The following is a 22,122-nucleotide window of genomic DNA, read 5'->3' on the forward strand; positions in this document are numbered from 1 at the left end:
AGGCGATCAGCTCGTCTTGCCCAGGGCCCGTTGCACCAGATCGGCAACGTCCATGGCGTCGATCAGTTCCACGTCGGCGGCGGCCGCCGACGGTTCCGCTTCCGGCGCGTCCGCATCCGCGTCCGCGTCGCCCTCGGCGAGGCCGAGGAGGGTGTCCAGTACGCCGGCCTCCTTGAACCGGGCGAACGGCACGGACGCCAGGACCTGCCTGAGTTCGTCCTCCCGCTCTTCCAGGCCGTCGTCGGCCTCCCGGAGAAGTTCGGAGCGCAGGTAGCCGACCAGCGCCTCCGGCGTGGGGTAGTCGAAGATCAGCGTCGCGGGCAGGCGCAGTCCGGTGGCCGCGTGCAGGCTGTTGCGGAGGTTGACGGCGGCCAGCGAGTCGAAGCCGACCTCCTGGAAGGCCTGGCGCGGGCCGATGCCCTCCGCGCCGCTGTGGCCGAGGACCGTCGAGGCGTGGCCCCGTACCAGCCGGAGCAGGATGCGGTTCTGCTCGGTTTCCGCAACCGCCCGGAGCGAGTCCGCGAGGGACGAGGCGGCGTCGCTGTTCTCGCCGTCGCCCTGCAGTGCCTGGAGCGCTTGCTTCGCCTCGGGCAGGTCGGCGAACAGGGGGCTGGTCCGGACCGAGGTGAACGCGGGGATGAATGCGCTCCAGTCCATGTCGGCCACCGCCACGAACTTCTCGTTGCCCTGTACCGCCTGCACCATCGCGGTCACCGCCAGCTGGGGGCCCATGGGAAGGACACCGCGGCGACGGAGCTGGGTGAGGGCGGCCTCGTCCATGCCCACGCCGATCTGGTCGAGGGCGCCCCAGGCGATCGACGTCGCCCTCAGTCCACGGGCACGGCGCCACTCGATCAGGGCGTCGAGGACGGCGTTCGCCGCTCCGGACGGGCCCTGGCCGCCGCCGCCCCACACACCCGCGATCGAGGAGAACACGACGAACGCGTCGAGCGGTGTGCTCTCGAACAGCTCGTCCAGCCATACGGCCGTGTCCACCTTGGCCGAGAACACCTCGGCGAGGTCGTGCACACCGGTGTCGTCGATGGAACTGGTCTGCGTGACGTCGGCGGCGTGCACCACGGCCGTGAGCGGCTGCTCCGGGTCCGTCGCGGACACCAGCCGCGCGATCGCGTCCCGGTCGGAGTCCTCGCAGGACTCCACCGTGGTGGCGACGCCCAGCCCGGCCAGTTCGGCACGCAGTTCCGACACGCTGTGGCCGGGTGCGTGCGCGGTGGTCGTGATGAGGAGCCGGTCGGCGCCGGCCTGCGCGAGCCAGACCGAGACGTGCTTGCCGAGTCCTTCGGCGCCGCCGGTCACCAGGACCGTGCCCCGGGGGTGCCAGCCGCTGTCGCCGGTGGCCTCCGGCACGGGCTTGCGCACCAGCCGCCGGGTGTACACGCCCGATCGCCGGACTGCGAGCTGGTCCTCACCGGCGGCGGAGTTCAGCACTCCGAGCAGGTACTGGGCCGTGCGCGGGTCGGTCACGGCGGGCAGGTCGACCAGACCGCCCCACCGGTCGAGGCGTTCCAGCGCGGCGGCGCGGCCGAGGCCCCACAGCGACGCCTGCACCGGTGAGGTGAGGGTGTCGTGGATGCCGATGTTCACCGCGCCCCTGGTCACGCACCACAGTGGCTGGGTGGCGTTGTTGTCGCCGAGTGCCTGGATCAGCGCGAGCGTCGACGCCGTGACCGCGGTCGGGTCCTTGGGGCCGCTTCCCGTCTGCTGGTCCATGGCGAGCAGGGACAGCACACCGGTCAGGTCGTGTTCGGCCAGGACGCCGGCCAGCCGCTCGGCGAGCCGCTTCCGGGTGCCGTCGGGCTCGTCGACCTCGAGCAGGACCATGCCGAGTCCGAGACCGGTCAGCTCCGCCAGGAGGGCGTCGGTCACGCCGTCGTCCGGACGTGCGGACGGTGCGACGACCAGCCAGCGGCCGCTCGGTACACCGGCGGCTTCGCGCTCGAGCGGCTGCCAGGTGACCTGGTAGCGCAGCTTCTCCGCCGTCGACCTCTCACGGCGCTTCTCTCGCCATTGCGCCAGTACGGGAACGACGGTGCCGAGGGCGCTGCGCTGGTCGGTCGACGCCATCTCCAGCAACTCGCCGAGGGAGTCCAGATCGGCGTGCTCGACCGCGGCCCAGAAGTCGGAGTCCGCGCCTTCGGCCGCGTCGGCGGCCTCGGTGGCCGATTCCGCTTCCTGCAGCCAGTAACGCTGGTGGTCGAAGGCGTAGGTCGGCAGGTCCACGCGCCGGGAGGTCACCGTCCGCGGCAGGACACCGCTCCAGTCCAGCGGGACACCGCGGACGAACAGCTCGGCCATCGAGGCCAGCAGCCGTCGCGGACCGCCGTCCTCACGTCGCAGCGAACCGGTCACGATCACATCGGACTCGGTGTCGTCGGCGGTCTCGGTGATCGGCTGGACCAGCACCGGGTGGGCACTGACCTCGACGAACACCGCGTGGCCCTGGCCCATCAGGTCGGCCACGGCCGGGCCGAAGCCCACCTGGCCGCGCAGGTTCCGGTACCAGTACCCGCCGTCCAGGACGTCGGCGTCCTGCACCCAGCCGCCGGTCGCGGTGGAGTAGAACGGCACCTTCGGCGCCAGAGCGGTCACCCCGGCCAGCGCTTCGGCCAGCGTGTCGCGGACGTCCTCCACGTGGCGGGTGTGCGAGGCGTAGTCCACCGCGACCCGGCGGACCCGGACGCCTTCGCCGGACAGTGCCTCGAGGGCCTCGTCCAGCGCCTCGGCGTCTCCGGCGATCACTACGGAGGAGGGGCTGTTGACCGCGGCCACCTCGACCCGGTCCGCCCACGGCGCCAGCCGTGCGACCGCCTCGTCGGCGCTCAGCGCCGCCGAAGCCATACCACCGCGCCCGGCCAGGTCCTTCGCGATGACCTGGCTGCGCAGTGCCACCACGCGCGCCGCGTCTTCCAGCGACAGCGCCCCTGCGACGCAGGCGGCGGCGATCTCACCCTGGGAGTGGCCGAGCACCGCGCCGGGCTCAACTCCCACGGAGGCCCAGACCGCTGCCAGGCCCACCATCACCGCGAAGCTGGCCGGCTGCAGTACGTCGACCCGATCCATCAGCGCGGGGTCGGTCTCACCGCGCAGTACGTCGATCAGCGCCCAATCCACGAACGGGTCCAGGGCGGCAGCGCACTCCGCGATCCGTTCGGCGAACACCGGCGAGGAATCCATCAGTTCACGGCCCATGCCCGCCCACTGCGAACCCTGACCCGGGAAGACCCACACGAGCTTGCCCGGCTTGCTCGAACCGGCGCTGCCGGACACGACACCGGGTGCGCTCTCGCCGCGCGCCAGCGCCTTCAGTCCTGCCAGCGCCTCCTCGTCCGAGCCGGCCACGACGACCGCGCGCTCGCCCAGCACCGCACGGCTCGACACCAGCGTCCCGGCCACCGAGGCCGGCGACACCTCACCGGCAGCGGACTCCAGGTACGACGCCAGCCGACCGGCCTGACCGGCCAGGGAGGCGGCGCTCCGCGCCGACACCACCAACGGCACCACACCCGCGGGCTGCGCCTCTCCCGAGACGGGCTCCGCCTCCTCGGCGGGCGCCTCCTCCAGGATCAGGTGGGCGTTCGTGCCGCTGGCCCCGAACGAGGAGACCGCGGCCCGGCGCGGATGACCGTTGCGCGGCCAGTCCCGGGCCTCGGTCAGCAGCTCCACCGCACCCGCGGACCAGTCCACCTGAGTCGTGGGCTCGTCCACGTGCAAGGTGGCGGGCATGACGCCGTGCTGCATGGCCATCACCATCTTGATCACGCCGGCCACGCCCGCGGCTGCCTGCGTGTGACCGATGTTCGACTTGAGCGAGCCGAGCCACAGCGGCTGTTCCGGATTCCGGTCCCGCCCGTAGGTCGCCAGCAGCGCCTGCGCCTCGATCGGGTCGCCCAGGGACGTACCGGTCCCGTGGGCCTCCACCACGTCCACATCCGCCGGAGTGAGTCCCGCCGTGTCCAGCGCCTTGCGGATGACCCGCTGCTGGGAGGGACCGTTCGGCGCGGTCAGGCCGTTGGAAGCACCGTCCTGGTTGACCGCGCTGCCGCGCAGCACCGCCAGCACCCGGTGACCGCGCTCACGCGCCACCGACAGCCGCTCCAGCACCACCACGCCCACGCCCTCGGCCCAGCCGGTGCCGTCAGCCGCCGAGGAGAACGCCTTGCACCGGCCGTCAGCCGACAGGCCCCGCTGCCTCGAGAACTCCATGAAGGCGTCCGGACTGGCCATCACCGTCGCGCCGCCGGCGAGCGCCATCGAGCACTCGCCCTGCCGCAGCGCCTGCGCGGCAAGATGCATCGCCACCAGCGACGAGGAACACGCCGTGTCCACCGTGACCGCCGGACCCTCGAAACCGAACACGTACGACACGCGGCCCGAGGCCACGCTCGCCGCCGTACCGGTCATGAGATAGCCCTGGACGTCCTCGGGCACCTGGTGGAGCCGGGACACGTAGTCGTGGTGCACGATGCCGGTGAAGACGCCGATGTCACTGCCCCGGGCGGACAACGGGTCGATGCCGGCCCGTTCCAGCGCCTCCCAGGAGGTCTCCAGCAGCAACCGCTGCTGGGGGTCCATCGCCAGCGCCTCGCGCGGCGAGATCCCGAAGAGCCCGGCGTCGAACTGCGCGGCCTCGTGGAGGAATCCGCCCGAGCGGGTGTAGCTGGTGCCCGGGTGCGCCGGGTCCGGGTGGTACAGCCCCTCGAGGTCCCAGTCGCGGTCGACGGGGAAGCCGGACACCGCGTCCCGCTGCTCCACGACCAGCTTCCACAGTTCCTCGGGACTGTCCGCTCCGCCCGGCAGCCGGCTGCTCATGGCGACGATCGCGATCGGCTCGTCGGAGACCGATGCCGCCGTCGTGGCCGGGGCGGGCACCGCCGCGGGCTCACCGAGCAGTTCTGCCCGCAGGTGGTCAGCGAGAACGGCCGGTGTCGGATAGTCGAAGACCAGCGTGCTGGGCAGGTTCACCCCGGTGAGGTCGCGCAGCCGGTTGCAGAACTTGACCGCGCTGAGGGAGTCGAATCCAAGGCTCTTGAAGGACTGCTCCCCGTCGAACCCGTCCGTGTCGCGGTGGCCGAGCACGAGGGCCGTGCTCTCCTGGACCATGTCCATCAGCACTCGGTGCTGCTCCGCGGCCGGCAGCCCGGCCAGCCGGCCGGCGATCGCCTCGCCGGCCCCTTCGCTCCGCGACACCACGCGCCGGGTGAGGGCACCGGAAGGCGTCTGCGCATCTGCTGCGGAGTCGCGGTGCCCGGCCGCCGCGGCGGGCTCTTCGGCGCCGTCCGCGGGCATGGCGGCCAGGGTCAACGGGCCGAGGACCGCGACGGGTTCGCCGGTCGCGTCCGCGAGCTCGAGCAGATGGCCGCCGTCGTGTGCCGGCGTGATCCGCAGCCGCAGCGAGGCGGCGCCTTCCGCGTACACCGCCAAGCCGGTGCAGGCGGACAGGTCACGGACACGGTGGCCGTCGTCGGCCGCCGTCAGGTCCGAAGCGGTACGGGAGTCCAGGACCCGCAGTGCGGTGTCGATGAGCGCCGGGTGGATCGTGAACTCGGCGGCCTCGTCCGCCAGTTCGTCCGGCAGCGCGATCTCCGCGAAGATCTGTCCGTCCTGCTGCCACACGCGGTGCGCCCCCGGGAGGAGGGCGTCACTGTCCGCGGGCAGCGACCAGGTCCGCAGGTCGAAGGCCGGCTGAGGCATTCCGGGGACCAGTACGGCTCGTGCGTGGCAGGTCCAGGGCCCCTGCTCCGGGTCGAGGGGCCGGGCGTAGACGGCGGCCCGGCGCCGCCCGTCCGGACCGGGGCCGTCCACCGACACCCGTACCTGGGCGTTGCCGTGCTCGGGCACCGTCAAAGGCGCCTCGACGACGATCTGTTCGAAGCTTCCGCAGTCCACCTCGTCGGCGGCCCTGACGATCATCTCCAGGAGCGCGGCGGCCGGAATCCCGGCAGTGCCGTCCGTTGCCACCTGACCGGGGAACCGGCCCCGGCTGCGCGGCGACAGCTGCCCGGTGAGCACGACGCCGTTGTTGCCGTTGTCACCCGGCACCTCGATCACGGTGCCGAGCAGCGGGTGCCGGGCGCTGGCGGCGCCGAGCGCCTCCGCGCCGCCCACCGCGATCTCGTCGGACTCGACCCAGTACCGCTGGTGCTGGAACGCGTAGGTGGGCAGGTCGGTTCCGGCGGCCGTGGCCGGCCGGCCGAAGACGGCCGTCCAGTCCAGGGCCACACCGCGCACGTGCAGTTCCGCGAGCGCGGTCATGACGTCGGTGGCCTCGGCGCTGTTCTTGCGCAGGGTGGCTATGCAGCTCTGTTCCTGTGCGCCGAGGGTGCCGAGCGCCATCGCGGCGAGGGCTCCGCCCGGGCCGATCTCCAGGAAGGTCGTCGCTCCCTGGCCGCTCAGCGAGGTGACGGCGTCGCTGAACCGCACCGCGTTCCGGACCTGGTCGACCCAGTACTCGGGGGTCCTCAGCTGCCCGTCCCGGACGAGATCGCCCGTCAGGGTCGAGACGACGGGAAGGGCACCCTGCTGGTACGACAGGCTCTGGGCGACCGTGCGGAACTCGTCGAGCATGGGCTCCATGAGCTGGGAGTGGAAGGCGTGGCTGACCGACAGCCTCCGCGCCTTGCGGCCGCGGCTCGCCAGTTCTCCGGCCATGGCGAGCACGGCGTCCTCGACGCCGGAGAGCACCAGCGAGTCAGGGCCGTTCACCGCCGCGATGCAGACCGCACCTCGCGCCCGGGCCAGCAGGGGCTCGACGTCGGCCTCGGTCGCCTGGACGGCGACCATCGCGCCGCCTTCGGGCAGGGCCTGCATCAACCGGCCGCGCGCGGCGACCAGCTTGCCCGCCTCGGCCAGTCCCAGCACTCCGGAAACGTGCGCGGCAGTGATCTCTCCGATCGAGTGGCCGGCGAGGAGATCTGGGCGCACCCCCCAGGACTCGAACAGCCGGAACAGTGCGGTCTCCAGGGCGAACAGGGCGCCCTGCGTGTACATGGTCAGGTCGAGCAGTTCACCGTCGGGCGACCCGGGGGCGGCGAACACCACCTCGCGCAGCGGGCGCGCCGAGTGGTCGCGCAGGTGCTCTTCCACGGCAGCGCACGCGGCGGCGAAGGCTTCGCGGAAGACCGGGAAGGTCTCGGCGAGTTCACGGCCCATGCCGGCCCACTGGCTGCCCTGCCCCGTGAAGAGGATGGCCAGCTTGCCCGTGGCCGGGGTGCCGGAAACGACCGCGGGGCTCGCTTCACCGCGCCCGAAGGCGCTCAGGTCCGCGGAGAGCTGTCCCCTGTCGGATGCCAGGACGACGGCCCGGTGGTCGAGTTGGGCGCGCGTGGTCGCGAGGGCGTGGGCGGCATCGGTGAGGCGTACGCCGGGCCGGTCGTCGAGGAACCGGGCGAGCTGCTCGGCCTGGCCGCGCAGTCCGGCGGGTGTCCGCGCCGATACGGGCACCGGCACGAGGACGCCCGTGGGCTCCGGCATGGGCTCCGGCGTGGAGACGGCCGGCCGGTCGGGGCCGGGGGCCTCTTCGAGGACGACGTGCGCGTTGGTGCCGCCGATACCGAAGGAGGACACGCCGGCCCGGCGGACCCGGCCGTTCTGCGGCCAGTCGCGGGCCTCGGTCAGGAGTTCCACGGCGCCCGCGGACCAGTCGACGTGGGTCGACGGACGGTCCACGTGCAGCGTCTTGGGGAGGACGCCGTGCCGCATGGCCATGACCATCTTGATCACGCCTGCGACACCCGCCGCCCCCTGGGTGTGCCCGATGTTCGACTTCACGGACCCGAGCCACAGGGGCTCGTCGCCCTGCCGGTCCTGGCCGTAGGTCGCCAGGAGCGCCTCCGCCTCGATCGGGTCTCCGAGCGTCGTACCCGTACCGTGCGCTTCCACCACGTCCACGTCGGCCGGGGAAAGCCCGGCACCGGCCAGGGCCTTGCGGATCACCCGCTGCTGCGAGGGACCGTTCGGCGCGGTCAGACCGTTCGACGCGCCGTCCTGGTTCACCGCGGACCCGCGGACCACGGCCAGCACCTGATGGCCCCGGCGCCGGGCATCCGACAACCGCTCCACCAGCAGCAGCCCCGCGCCCTCGGACCAGCCGGTGCCGTCCGCGCCGTCCGCGAACGCCTTGCACCGGCCGTCGGGCGCCAGTCCGCGCTGCCGGGAGAACTCGACGAAGGTCTCCACGGTGCCCATCACCATCACACCGCCGGCCAGCGCCATGGAGCACTCACCCCGGTTCAGCGCCTGCGCCGCCAGGTGCAGTGCCACCAGCGAGGAGGAGCAGGCCGTGTCGACCGTGATGGCGGGACCCTCGAAGCCGAGGTGGTAGGCGATACGACCGGAGGTGACGCTGCCGGAACCGCCGGTGAGCCGGAATCCCTCGACGCCGGACGCCTGGTGCATCCGCATGCTGTAGTCGTGGCTGTTGACTCCGACGAAGACGCCGACGTCCTCTCCGGCCAGTGTGGTCGGGTCGATCGCGGCCCGTTCGAACGCCTCCCAGGACGTCTCCAGCAGCAGTCGCTGCTGCGGGTCCATCGCCAGCGCCTCGTTCGGCGAGATGCCGAAGAACGCGGCGTCGAACCCGGCGGCGTCATCGAGGAAGGAGCCGTGGCGTACGTAGGTGCTGCCCGCGTGGTCGGGATCCGCGTTGAAGAGCCGGTCGATGTCCCAGCCGCGGTCGTCGGGGAACTCGGTGACCGCGTCGATCCCGTCGGCCACCACTCGCCAGAGGTCCTCGGGGCTGTTCACGCCCGCGGGGAAGCGGCACGACATCGCCACGATCGCGATCGGCTCGTCGGTCGTCCCGGCGGGAACCGCGGGCTCCGACGGCCGCTCGGACGTGTCGCCGAAGAGCTTGACGCGCAGGTGATCGGCCAGCGTCGTCGGCTTCGGATAGTCGAAGATCATCACCGGGGAGAGGGTGAGCCCGGTGGCTGCGGCGAGCCGGTTCCGCAGTTCCACTGCCATCAGCGAGTCGAATCCGGCCTCCTTGAAGGTCCGGTCGGCATGGACGGCGTCGGCGGTGGCGTGTCCGAGCACCTCGGCGGCATGCCGGCGTACCAGTTCGACCAGGGCTTCGGTCCGCTCTGCTTCGCCCAGACCGGCGATGCGCTCCCGCACGGACGCGGGCCCGGACGGAGCGGCAGCCCGGGCCGCCGGCCGCGGCGACGGGGCCAGACCCCGCAGCAGCGGCGGGACCGGACCGTCGGCCGCCGACGCCCGCAGAGCGGACACGTCGAACTTGGCCGCCACCAGGGCGCCGGCCGTGCCCGCGTCCACGCCCAGGGCGGCGTCCAGCAGGGCCATTCCCTCGGTGGCGGAGATGCCGCTCATGCCGATGCGCTGGTTGCGTCGCAGGTCAGCGGCGCTCAGGTGCTCGGTCATCGAGCTGACCGTCGCCCAGTAGCCCCAGGCGAGGGAGACCGCCGGCAGGCCGAGGCCGTGCCGCTGTCGTGCCAGCGCGTCCAGCCAGGCGTTGGCCGCGGCGTAGTTGGCCTGCCCGGGGTTGCCCAGCACGCCCGCTGCCGAGGAGAACAGCACGAACGCGGCAAGGTCCATGTCCCGGGTGAGCTCGTGCAGGTGGAGCGCCGCGTCCACCTTCGGGCGCAGCACGGTGTCGACGCGTTCCGGGGTCAGCTCGGTGAGCACCCCGTCGTCCAGGACCCCGGCGGAGTGCACCACGGCGGTGAGCGGGTGCTCGGCCGGGATCGCCCGCAGGAGAGCCTCGAGCTGGGCCCGGTCCGACGTGTCGCAGGCGGCGACGGTGACGGACGCACCCATCGCGGTCAGCTCGTCGTGGAGTTCGGGGGCGTGGCCGCGGCGGCCGGCCAGGACCAGGTGCCTGATGCCGTACGCGGTGACCAGGTGCCGTGCCGTCATCGCACCCAGCGTTCCGGTGCCACCGGTGATCAGTACGGTGCCTTCGGTGTCGAGCGGACGCCGCTGCTGCCCGGCTTCGGGAAGCGACCCGCCCGACGGGACGGACACCCGGACCAGCCGGGGCACCTCCGCCACACCGCCGCGCACCCGCATCTGGGGTTCGCCGCTCAGCACCACGGCCGGCAGAGCGGACCGGGAGACGTCGTCGAGGTCCGCCAGTACGATCCGGTCCGGGTGCTCCGACTGCGCCGAGCGCACCAGACCCCACACCGCGGCCGCGTCGGGTTCGGCGCAGTCCCCGGTGACCACGGCCAACCGGGTTTCCGCGAGCGCGGGTTCCGCCAGCCAGGCCTGGAGCACGGCCAGCGCCGCGTTGACCGAGGCGCGGGGGTCGGCCGGCGCGCTCATGGCCTTGGCCTCGTACAGCAGGACGTCGGGAGTCGACGTGGCCGTCGTGGCCGACGCAGCGACATCCTCGGGGTTCTCGACGGTCACGATGTCGAGGGAGCGCTCCACGGTGGGAAGCGCGCACTGCGTCCAGTCGACGCGGAACAGGGCGTCGTGCGGCAACGCGCCGGTGATCCCTGCCTGTTCGGGGGAGAACGGAGTTCCGCGAACCGCTTCGACGGTCATGACGGGTTGCCCCGTGGGATCGGTCAGCTGCAGACCGGTTCCCTCCGCCGACGACCCGCCCGGTCGCACGTGCAGGGCGGCGGCGCCGGATGCCAGCAGGGACACCCCGGTCCACACGGACGGGAGCATGCCGTCGGCGATGACCGTACGGACTGCGGCGTCCAGCAGGGCGGGGTGCACCCCGTAGCGGCCCGCGTCACGGAGCGCGGCACCGTCCAGGGTGACTTCGGTGGCGGGCCCGGCGTTCGTGGGCGTCACCGTGGTGGCGGTGGGAGCCAGCGCGCCGTGCGCGTGCCGCGTCCACGGCGCGTCCAGAGGGGCGTCCGCGGCGCGGGAGTGGATCTCGACCGGACGACGTCGTGTCCCGTCGGGCTCGCCGACGTTCACCTGGATGCTGCGGCTGCCTCGCTGCGGCAGCACCACGGGCGCATCGACGGTCAGTTCGTCGAGTACGGGGGTGGCCGCCAGGTCGCCGAGCCGGATGGACAACTCGACCAGAGCCGCGTTCGGTACCACGACGGCATCGGACACCAGGTGGTCCGCGAGCCAGGGGTGCGACCGGAGCGACCAGCTCGACGTGGCCATGAGGCCGGCCGAGTTCGGCATGCCGACGACCGCGCCCAGCAGCGGGTGATCGGCCCCGGCCAGTCCCAGCGAGGCCGCGTCGGTGGCCGACTCGGCCGCCTGGAGCCAGTAGTGCTGGTGGTCGAAGGCATAGGTCGGCAGGTCCACGTGTGCGGACGGGGCACCGGCGGGCAGGACACCGCTCCAGTCGACGGCCACACCGCGGACGAACAGCTCGGCCATCGAGGCCAGCAGCCGTCGCAGACCGCCGTCCTCACGCCGCAGCGAACCCGTCACCACAGCACCGGTCTCGGTGCTGTCGACGGTCTCGGTGATCGGCTGGACCAGCACCGGATGGGCACTGACCTCCACGAACACCCCATGACCCTGCTCGAGCAGCGCCACCACCGCCGGACCGAAGCCCACCTGCGCACGCAGGTTCCGGTACCAGTACCCGCCGTCCAGGACATCGGCGTCCTCGACCCACGTACCGGTGACCGTCGAATAGAACGGCACCTTCGGCGCCAGAGCGCCAACCCCGGCCAATGCCTCGGCCAGCGTGGCCCGGATGTCCTCCACATGCCGGGTGTGCGAGGCGTAGTCCACCGCAACCCGACGCACCCGGACACCCTCGCCCGACAGCGCCTCCAGCGCCTCGTCCAACGCCTGCGCGTCACCGGCGATGACCACCGACGAAGGGCCGTTGATCGCTGCGACCTCGACACGGTCCGCCCACGGCTGGATCCGCGCGACCGCCTCGTCCACGCTCAGCGCCACCGAAGCCATACCGCCACGGCCCGCAAGCTCCGACGCGATCACCTGACTGCGCAGCGCCACCACACACGCCGCATCCGGAAGCGACAACGCACCGGACACACACGCGGCCGCGATCTCACCCTGAGAGTGACCCAGCACCGCGTCCGGCTTCACACCCACGGACGACCACACCGCCGCCAGACCGACCATCACCGCGAAACTCGCCGGCTGCAGTACGTCGACCCGCTCCATCAGCTCAGGCTCGACATCGCCACGAAGCACATCGATCAGCGACCAGTCCACCCACGGCTCCAGAGCAGCCGCACACTCCGCGATCCGCTCCGCGAACACCGGCGAGGAATCCATCAGTTCACGGCCCATGCCCGCCCACTGCGAACCCTGACCCGGGAACACCCACACAACCTTGCCCGGCGCATCCGAACCAACCGCGCTCCCGGACACCACACCGAGCGCGCTGTCGCCCTGAGCCAGTGCTCGCAGCCCCGTCAGCGCCTCCTCGGCGGAGTCGGCCACGACCACCGCACGCTCACCGAAGACCGCGCGGCCCGACACCAGCGCCCCGGCCACCGACGCCGGCGACACCTCGCCTGCAGCGGACTCCAAGTGCGACGCCAGCCGACCGGCCTGACCGGCCAGGGAACCGGCGCTCCGCGCCGACACCACCAGCGGCACCGCACCGGGCGACACCAGCGGCGGCTGCGCCTCTTCGGCGGGCGCCTCTTCCAGGATCAGGTGCGCGTTCGTCCCACTGACACCGAACGAGGAGACACCGGCGCGACGCGGCCGGCCGTTCAGCGGCCATTCCCGCGACTCGGTCAGCAGCTCCACCGCACCCGCGGACCAGTCCACCTGGGTTGTAGGTGCATCCACGTGCAGGGTCGCCGGGAGCACCCCGTGCCGCAGCGCCTGCACCATCTTGATCACACCGGCCACACCCGCGGCTGCCTGCGTGTGACCGATGTTCGACTTCAGCGAGCCCAGCCACAGCGGCTGGTCCGCGTCCCGGTCCCGCCCGTACGTGGCCAGCAGCGCCTGCGCCTCGATGGGGTCACCCAGGGACGTGCCGGTCCCGTGGGCCTCGACCACGTCCACATCCGCCGAGACCAGCCCGGCACTGGCGAGCGCCCTGCGGATCACCCGCTGCTGCGACAGCCCGTTCGGCGCCGTCAGACCGTTCGACGCGCCGTCCTGGTTGACGGCGCTGCCGCGCAGCACCGCCAGCACCCGGTGACCGCGCTCACGCGCCACCGACAGCCGCTCCAGCACCACGACGCCCACGCCCTCGGCCCAACCGGTGCCGTCCGCGCCATCGGCGAAGGCCTTGCACCGCCCGTCGGCGGCCAGAGCCCGCTGCCGGGAGAACTCCACGAAGTGGCCGGGCGTCGCCATCACCGACACGCCACCGGCCAGCGCCATGGAGCATTCGCCCTGCCGCAGCGCCTGCGCGGCAAGATGCATCGCCACCAGCGACGAGGAACACGCCGTGTCCACCGACACCGCCGGGCCCTCGAGACCGAGCACGTACGACACCCGGCCGGACGCGACGCTCGGCGCCAGCCCCGTGGTCGTGAAGCCTTCCAGCTCCGGCGCGGCCGCGGCGGCGCCGGTCCCGTATCCCTGGCCGAACAGCCCGGAGAACACCCCGACATCGGTGCCCTTCAGCGAGACCGGGTCGATACCGGCGCCTTCCAGCGCCTCCCAGGAGGTCTCCAGCAGCAACCGCTGCTGCGGATCCATCGCCAGCGCCTCACGCGGGGAGATCCCGAAGAACCCCGCGTCGAAGAGCCCCGCCTCGTGCAGGAATCCGCCCTGATCGGTGTACGAAGTGCCCGCACGGTCCGGGTCCGGGTCGAACAGACCCTCCAGGTCCCAGCCGCGGTCGTCGGGGAAGGACGACAGAGCGTCCCGGCCCTCGGACACCAGCCGCCACAGGTCCTCCGGCCCGGCCACTCCGCCCGGCAGCCGGCAGGCCATGCCCACGATCGCGAGCGGTTCATCGGGGTCGGCCGCCAGGACCGACTCCGTCACCGACCGGGTGATGCCGAGGACCTCGGCCCGCAGGCAGGCCGCCAGCGCGGCCGGAGTGGGGTGGTCGAAGACGACGGTGGTGGGCAGCGGCAGCCCGGTGCTCTCCGTCAGCCGGTTCCGCAGCTGGACGATGGCCATCGAGGTGAAGCCCATGTCGCGGAAAGCCCGGTCGGACGGGATCAGTTCAGGTCCCCGCAGTTGCTGCACAGCGGCGGCCTGCGTACGGACCAGGTCTTCCAGCAGTGCCAGTTGCGCACGCTCGTCCAGACCGGACAGCCGGTCACGCAGGGCTGCCGTGACGACGACGTCGGGCCGGCTCTGCTGCGAGGAGTCCTCGACCAAGGCTTCGAGGATCGAGGGGACTTCGTCGCCCGCGGTCGGCGCTTCCATCTTCAGGGCCAGCAGCGACGGGCGGTTCGCCGTCATGACGACGTCGAAGTCGAACGCGGAGAGGAGCAGGTTGCGGAGCCGGCCGGTCTCGTCATCCGCCGAGTCGCGGTCGCCGGGCCACGCGCCCCAGGCGAGGAAGGAGCCCGGCAGGTTCCGCAGCCGACGGTTGCGTACCACCGCGTCGGACAGGATCCCGTCGACGGCCTCGCCCGGGTTGTCGGGGGAACCCAGCAGCCCGGTGACGTCGGACACCACGACGAAGGCGGCGAGCTCGTCTCCGGCGGTCATCTCGTCCAGCTGAAGGGCCAGTTCGAGGTCGTCGGCGGCGTGGACCACTGCGGTCACCGGACGCGGCAGGTCGGCCAACGCGGCCCGCAGGGGCTCCGGGTTCCCGCTCTCTGCGGTCACCCGGATGATGCCGGTCTCGGCGAGACCCAGTTCGGCGCCGGATACAGCGGTGCCGTTGCCGCCGGGGGAACTGACGAGCAGCAGGTGCTGCGCCTGGTGGACCGTGGCCAGCCGGTGCGCGATCGCCGCACCGTGCTCCGTGTCCGCTCCGGTGACCACCACGGTGCCGGTGGCGCCCGCCCAGGATTCCGCCCGCGGCGTGTCGACCACGGGGAGGCGGTGCAGCCGGGGAACCAGCAGGGCCCCCGACCGCACCGCGATCTGCGGCTCGTCGGACGCGATCGCGGCCGGCAGGACGTCCAGGCTCAGGTCTGCGTTGCCGTCGGCCTCGGCCTCGCCGTCGGCCTCGAGGTCAAGAATGGTGAGCGCTGCCGGACGGACCTCCTGGAAGGACCGGGCGACGGCCCAGAGCGGAGCTTCGGCCAGATTCTGCGCACGGTCCTCCGCGGCGGCCGCGACTGCGCCGCGCGTGAGAACCACCAGGCGGGAAGCCGCCGACTCCGGGCGTGCCAGCCAAGCGTGTACGTGATCCGCGAGGAGGCGGGCGTTGCCGCGTCCCGCGGCGATCGCACCCTGCTCGTCCGCCGGCCCCGGCTGCTGAACGAGGACGATCACCTCGGGAGCCGCGTCGCCGTCGGCCACCGCGGTGTGTACCGCCGCCAGGTCCGGGTACTGCCGTACCTCGGCGCCGGCCGCCTCGAGGGCCTCGACGAGTCCGGCCGCGGAGGGACCCGCCACCGCCCAGCTCCGGGCCGGGGCAACGGGGTCCGTCGGTGCCGCGACCGGAATCCAGTCAAGGCTCATCAGCCCGTCGTGGTGTCCGGTCGCGGCGTACCGCAGCCGGCTCGGCTGCTCGGCCAGGAGACGCCGCTGGATCTTGCCCGAGGCGGTCCGGGGAACACCGGTGACCTCGCGGACCTGTTCCGGCACCTTGTAGGCGGAGAGCTGCTCGCGGCACCGGCTGATCAGCGTCGCGGTGTCGAACCCGGAGGGGCCGGGGACCACGTACGCGACCGGCACCTCGCCGAGCGTGTCGTGCGGCACGCCGGCGACCGCCGCGTCGGCGACACCCTCGACGGTGCGCAGTACTGCCTCGACTTCCTCGGGGTGGATGTTCTCCCCGCCGCGGATGACGAGTTCCTTGATCCGGCCGCAGATGGCGAAGTAGCCGGCGTCGTCACGCCGGGCCAGGTCTCCGGTCCGGTACCAGCCGTCCTGCAGCGCGGCGGCGGTCGCCTCCGGGCTGTTGTGGTAGCCGACCATGACGTTCGGTCCGCTGACCCACACCTCCCCCTCCTGGCCGACGGGTACGTCGAGGCCGGTGGTGGGGTTGACGATGCGGACCCCGACGCCCGGCACGGGCAGGCCGCAGGATCCGTCGACCCGGGCGCCGTCCGGCGGGTTGATGGTGATGGCGCCGCAGGTCTCGGTGCTGCCGTAGGCATCGACCAGCGGGACTCCGAAGACCTCTTCGAAGTCCTGGCGCAGCCGGGATCCGGTGACCGCTCCGCCGACCAGGCCGATCCGCAGGGCGGGTGCGGAGAATCCATTCTGCTGGGCGGCCGTCACCAGGTGGTGGTAGGTGGTGGGAACACCGGCGAGGAAGGTCGAGTTGTCCTCGCGGAGTGCGCTGATCACGTCCTCCGCGGAACTGCCGTCCATGATCCGGGCGGTGGCGCCGACCACGGTGACGGACAGCACGCACGCGATGTGCGAGAGGCTGTGGAACAGCGGGAGGGGCCACAGGACCCGGTCCTGGTCCGTCAGCCCCGGAATCGGCACGTAGCAAGAGGCCACGGACCACAGGCAGTTGCGCTGCGTGGACAGGACGCCCTTGGGCCGCCCGGTCGTCCCCGACGTGTAGAACATCCAGGCCACGTCGTCGAGGCCGAGGTCGTCCCGGGCGGTCCTGGCCGGCTCACTGACGGCGAACTCGTCGTACGAGTAGGCCCCCGCCTGCGCCGGGACATCGCCCGTCACCAGCAGGGTGATGCCGGCCGCGACGGCCGGCGAGCGCTGGAGCCGCTCCGCCTGCACGGAATCGGTGATGACCACCGTGGCGCCGCTGTCGGTCAGCAGGTACTCCAGCTCGGCAAGGGCCGAGGCCGGGTTGAGCGGCACCCCGATGCCGCTGGCGCGAACGATCGCCAGGTAACTCTCCACCGTGGAGACGGTGTTGCCGAGGCAGATGGCGACCCGGTCGCCGGGCCGGACGCCGAGGCCCGCCAGATGTCCGGCGAGCCGGCGCGTCCGCGCCTCCAGGTCGCCATAGGTGACCGCCCGCCGGTCATCCTCGAAAGCGACCTTGTCGGCAAAGCGGGTCGCGTTCTCCACGACTGCGACAGGAAGTGGCTTGATCAGGTCGGTGCGCACTATGCCGCAGTTCCTTTCGGAGAAAAGAAAGAAGAATTACCAGGAGACGGGCAGGCTCTTCAGCCCGAATACAGAGCCCTTGAGAATCAGCGGCACCTCGTCGAACTCGACGGCCAGCCGAAGGCCGGGGAACTCCCGGAGGAGAGCCGACAGGCCCACCCGCAGTGCCACGCGCGCCACGTTCTGGCCCAGGCACTGATGGACGCCGTAGCCGAACGACATGTGACCTGCGGTGTCGCGGTCGATGTCCAGATCCGCGGGGCACCCGAACTTGGCCGGGTCGCGATTGGCCGCGGGCAGCGACACGGTGACTGTGTCGCCCTTCTTGACCACTTCACCGTTCAGCTCGACGTCTTCCAGCGCGGTGCGGAAGATCTCGTACTGGTTGATGGTGATGTAGCGCAGGAGTTCCTCGACCGCGCCGTCGAGCTTGGACGGGTCCGCGCGGAGAGCCGCCATTTCGTCCTCGTGGTGGAGCAGGGCGAAAGCACTGACGGCCAGCGCCGGCCCCGTGGTCCCGTAGCCCGCGAAGAGCAGCAGGGCGACCATGTTGCACAGCTCTTCGTCGGTCAACTGACCGTCGACGATCAGGCGGCTGAGGAGGTCGTCTCCGGGCTGCTTCCGCTTCCTTTCGATGAGCTCGAGGAAATAGGCGAGAGCCTGCGCGTAAGCGGGCATGACCTCGTCCGGCTTCGAGTCCGGGTTGTGCATGATCTCCGGTGCGTGTGCGTACCGGTCACGTTCGTCGTAGGGCAGGCCGATCACCTCGCACACCACCCGCAGGGCCAGCGGTTCTGCGAAGTCCGCCACCAGATCCGCAGTCCCCCCGCGCTCGCGCATGACCTTGATCTGCTCGTCGGCCATGACCTCGACGCCCGATGTCATCTGGGTCGCCCGGCGGCCGGTGAACTCACCCGTCAGCAGACGCCGGTACCGGGTGTGGTTCGGCGGGTCCATGTAGATGAACATCCCCGGGATCTCCGGGGAGTTCGGCGTCAATTCGCCCCAGTGCGTCGTCGGGAAGTGACAGGTTTCCATGTTGTGGCTGAACCGCGGGTCACTGAGGACCTTGCGCGCCAGCTCGTGGCTGGTGGTGAGCCAGCCGACGTGCTCGTCGGGGTAGACCATCCTCGCGAGCGGACGTTCTTCACGCAGCGAATCGAATATCGCAGGAGGATCGAACTGATGGGTCCGCGCCCAATGGTCCTCGAAGGAAATTGCCTCGCTCATGGAATCCTTCTCACTCGAGATGATGTCGATAGCCCCGTTGACCGCGCAGGCCTAGGCGGCCAGCTTCTTGAGGGTTTCGTACGCGGTCGCCAGCGAGGTTTCGGCCAGCGGCCTGAGCTGCGCCATCTGCGGAACGGACGCAGCCATCGTCAGCTCGGCCGTCACGAACGTCAGGTCGTCCCCGAGACCGACCGACTCCAGAACGGCACGCAGATACGGCTCCTGGAAGTCGAAGTCCTCGCGGGGGGTTCCGGGCGCGTACGAACCGCCGCGCGCCTGGATGACCACCACCGACTTTCCGCTGAGCGGACTGGTCTTCCCGGGCATGGACATGTGGGCCGGGTGAACGACACGGTCCAGCCACGCCTTGAAGGTCGACGGGATCGAGAAGTTGTGCATGGGAACACCGAGGACGATCGTGGTCGCCTCGAGCAGCTCATTGGTGATCGCCGCCGTGAGGTCCCGCTCTTCCGCGCTCTGACCGTGCTCGCCGTCCGGGTAGACGAGAGACTGGTGCACGGGGTGCGTGATGTGCGGAATCGGGTCGGCCACGACATCGCGATAGGTGTATCCGCTGCCCGGGTGGCTGTTGCGCCACTCTTCGGCGAAATAGGCCGACAGCTGCCGCGAAACGGATTCAGTACCGATGCTCGAGTCTATGCGCAGGAGGTGCGACATCCCGGAGTCCCCTTACCTATCGAAGAAGAAATGTAGGTCTACGCGTCCCGCGACAGTTCGTCGATTCATCGAATGCGTCGAATTCGCCGCGATGGTGCGGTCTTTGATCCTCTGCAGCCAGACTAGATCGAGCCATGTCGGCACGACATCCCTCAGCCTGGTAGGGAGGGGTCGGTGGCTCGGCAACTCGGTACACTTCGAGCGCTGTTGTAGCGGGTCTCGAGTTTCCCTGAGTAATTCGCGTTAAAACAGCCGGAATTCAAACAAGCGCGAGCCGCCGCCGCTTCGAAAGAGCGGCGGCGGCTTCGACGGGGTACGTCCCGAAGGGGTCAGGCAGAAGCCAGATCGACGGGCTGGCCCGTGCGCACCGACGCGTAGGCCGCCTCGACGACCCGCAGCGTGCGTACGCCGGCGGCGCCGTCCGGGCCGGCTCCCTGCTCCTTGCCGACGGCGGCGATGAACGCTCCGAGCATGACCGAGTCCAGGTCGGCCCCGCCGGCCTCCCACCGTTCGCCGGCCGTGGCGGCGTCGAATCCGCCGAGCAGCCGCGGGCGGGCATTGAACTCCACGCTCGCCTTCTCACCGATGAAGGTCATGGCCGGTCCGCTGAGGGCCGACCGGTTCGCCGACAGGATCCGGCTGCAGTCGATGGACGCGACCGCCCCGCTCGCGTACCGCACGGATACGAGTGCTGCGCTCTCCACGCCCGGCTGCCCGCTGAGGACGCTGTTCGACTGCGCGTACACCTGCTCCGCCGGCTCCCCGCCGAGCACCGCGTCCACCAGGTCGAGCAGGACCGCCGCGTTGGCACCCAGCGCCCCGCCGTCCTGCGCTCCCCCGGTCGCGGGGGTGTTGTACGACCCGTGCATGGTCGTCAGCGTGCCAAGGGCCTCACCGGCGGCGATGCCCTCGCGCACGGCGGTGAACGCCGGGCTGAAGCAGGCCGGCGACGCCAGGGTCAGCCGCACCCCCGCGTCCTCACAGGCGCGCACCATGGCCCGGGCGTCCGCCTCCTTGGCCGCCATCGGCTGCTCGACCAGCACGTGCGCCCCGGCCTCGGCCGCCCGCTCGACCAGTTCCCGGCGGCGGGCGACCTCGCTGGTGACCACCACGGCCTCGGGGCGCAGCGCGAACACCTCGTCCCAGCCGTCCGCGTACGGAGCGTCCAACTCCGCGGCCACTGCCCGCCCCCGGGCGGGATCACCCGGCGCACCGTCGGGGTCCGCGATGATCAGCTCGACGCCGGGCATGCCGTGCAGCAGCCGGGCGTACGTCGCGGCGCGCTCATGGGCGAACGACAACACGGCGACCTTCATGCGGCGGCCCCCTTCACGGTCAGTTCCACGGCACGTCCGGTCCACGCGGACTCCGCCGCGGCTTGGGTGATACGGATGGCGGCCAGTCCGTCCCGCGCTCCGAGCCGCGGCTCGGGACCGCCCGTGAATCCCTGGGCGAACTCGCGGATCATGGAGACGAACGGCGTTTCCCCGAAGTGCGCGAGGTCCCCGGCCGAACCGCCGAACCCCTGGACCTCCTGGGGCCATTCGGAGTCGTAGAGCACCGTCCCGCCCGTGCCCGAGACATGGCAGGTGAGGCGGTAGGGGGGCACCGGCGTCGCCATCCAGCGGCTCACGACCTGGCTGATCGCGCCACTGGCGTGGGTGAGGACGGCGGTTCCGACCCCGACGGCTCCCGTGGGGGCCGGTGCGGCGATGTCACCCTGGTAGTAGGCGTGCACGCGCACGACGTCCCCGAAGACCCACTGGGCGAGGTCGACGCCGTGCAGCATCTGGTCGGTCACGATGCCGCCCGACCGCGCGGACGCCTGCCCGCTCCAGGGCCGCGGGTGGTATCCGGCCACCGTGAACCGGGCGACCGTGCCCGCTCCGACGCTGCCCGCCGCTACCAGCTCGCCGAGCCTGCCGTACGCCGGGGCGAAACGCACGTTGTGGGTCGGGTAGAGCCGTACGCCGGCCTGCTCGGCCGCTGCGACGATCTCCTCGGCCTCGGCGGTGGTGCTCGCCAGCGGCTTCTCGCACACCACGCCCGCACCCGCGGTGATGGCGGCCATGGCCATCGCGTGGTGGGTGCTCGTCGGGGTGCAGATGTCCACGACGTCCACGCCGTCCAGCGCTTCCTCCAGGGAACCGACGGCCTTGGCACCGAACTCGCGCGCGAGCTCCTCGGCCCGGCCGTCGGTGGAGTGGACCCGCACGGACGCGCCGATGGTGGTCCACGCGTCCAGATGGAAGCGTGCGATCAGCCCAGCGCCCATCAATGCCACTTCAAGTCGCTTCATGGCATCCCCCGCCTTTCTTCCCGATCGTCTTGACAGGCGACCCGGCTACGGGAGCCCTCGGCCGGGCGCAGCCCCGGCATGACTGCCGACGCCCAGCACGTCTGAAGTCCGATCAGTCTCGCCCGCACCACCCGGGCGGGACCATCACCAGCGTGGGTAGTCTCAACCGGCACCCCGCCGGGGGGGTGCGGTCAGGCGTGGTTGACCGGGAGGACGTCCGGGGAGAGGGCGCCCGCGCGGGCCGCGGCCGAGGTCATGCGGCGGCGGTGGTGGCGGCGGCAGAGGACCTCGTAGCCGATCTCCTCCGCCGGGCGGTTCACGTCGCCGACCACGACCTGCGCGCCCTCGACGACCATCTCGCCGCCCACCGTACGGGCGTTGTGGGTGGCCCGGGCGCCGCACCAGCACAGGGCCTCGACCTGGAGCTGCTCGAGGCGGTCCGCCAGCTCGATCAGCCGCTGCGAGCCGGGGAAGAGTTTGGTGCGGAAGTCCGTGGTGATGCCGAAGGCGAAGACGTCCATGTCGAGGTCGTCCACGATGCGGGCCAGCTGGTCGATCTGCTCCGGGGCCAGGAACTGCGCCTCGTCCACGATCACGTAGTCCGCCTTGCCGCCCTTGGAGAGCTGGGCGACCAGGTACGCGTACAGGTCCATGCCCTCCGGCGCCTCGATCGCCTCCGTCACCAGACCCAGCCGGGACGACAGCTTCCCCTCGCCCGCCCGGTCGTCCCGCGTGAAGATCACGCCCTGAAGCCCGCGCGCGTCACGGTTGTGCGCGATCTGGAGCGCCAGAGTGCTCTTTCCGCAGTCCATCGTTCCGGAGAAGAACACCAGCTCGGGCATGGGAAG

At 71.6% G+C, this 22,122-nt stretch carries 6 protein-coding genes; all 6 read right to left on the minus strand.

Features of this window, described 5'->3' with window-relative positions:
- Positions 1–6: 6 nt before the first annotated feature.
- Positions 7–17,067: a type I polyketide synthase gene (locus tag OHA89_RS10780; protein ID WP_406366013.1), complete on the minus strand. Its 17,061-nt coding sequence runs from the start codon at positions 17,065–17,067 to the stop codon at positions 7–9.
- Between the two features lie 36 nt (positions 17,068–17,103).
- A complete protein-coding gene (locus tag OHA89_RS10785) occupies positions 17,104–18,297 on the minus strand; it encodes a cytochrome P450 (protein ID WP_257553843.1) in 1,194 nt (397 codons plus the stop codon).
- Positions 18,298–18,348: 51 nt separating this feature from the next.
- Positions 18,349–18,975 carry an FMN-dependent NADH-azoreductase gene (locus tag OHA89_RS10790; protein WP_266614548.1) on the minus strand — a complete coding sequence of 209 codons (627 nt, stop codon included), beginning with the start codon at positions 18,973–18,975 and terminating at the stop codon, positions 18,349–18,351.
- A 329-nt stretch (positions 18,976–19,304) separates the two neighbouring features.
- Positions 19,305–20,291: a Gfo/Idh/MocA family protein gene (locus OHA89_RS10795; RefSeq protein WP_266614549.1), complete on the minus strand. Its 987-nt coding sequence runs from the start codon at positions 20,289–20,291 to the stop codon at positions 19,305–19,307.
- Positions 20,288–21,274, minus strand: a complete 987-nt coding sequence (locus OHA89_RS10800; RefSeq protein ID WP_257553845.1) for a Gfo/Idh/MocA family protein — start codon at positions 21,272–21,274, stop codon at positions 20,288–20,290. The genes OHA89_RS10795 and OHA89_RS10800 overlap by 4 nt, the downstream gene beginning before the upstream one ends.
- Positions 21,275–21,465: 191 nt before the next feature.
- Positions 21,466–22,116 carry a thymidine kinase gene (locus tag OHA89_RS10805; protein WP_257553846.1) on the minus strand — a complete coding sequence of 217 codons (651 nt, stop codon included), beginning with the start codon at positions 22,114–22,116 and terminating at the stop codon, positions 21,466–21,468.
- Positions 22,117–22,122: the final 6 nt, after the last annotated feature.

Source organism: Streptomyces sp. NBC_01546 (genome assembly GCF_045208355.1).
In the GTDB taxonomy this organism is placed as follows: domain Bacteria; phylum Actinomycetota; class Actinomycetes; order Streptomycetales; family Streptomycetaceae; genus Streptomyces.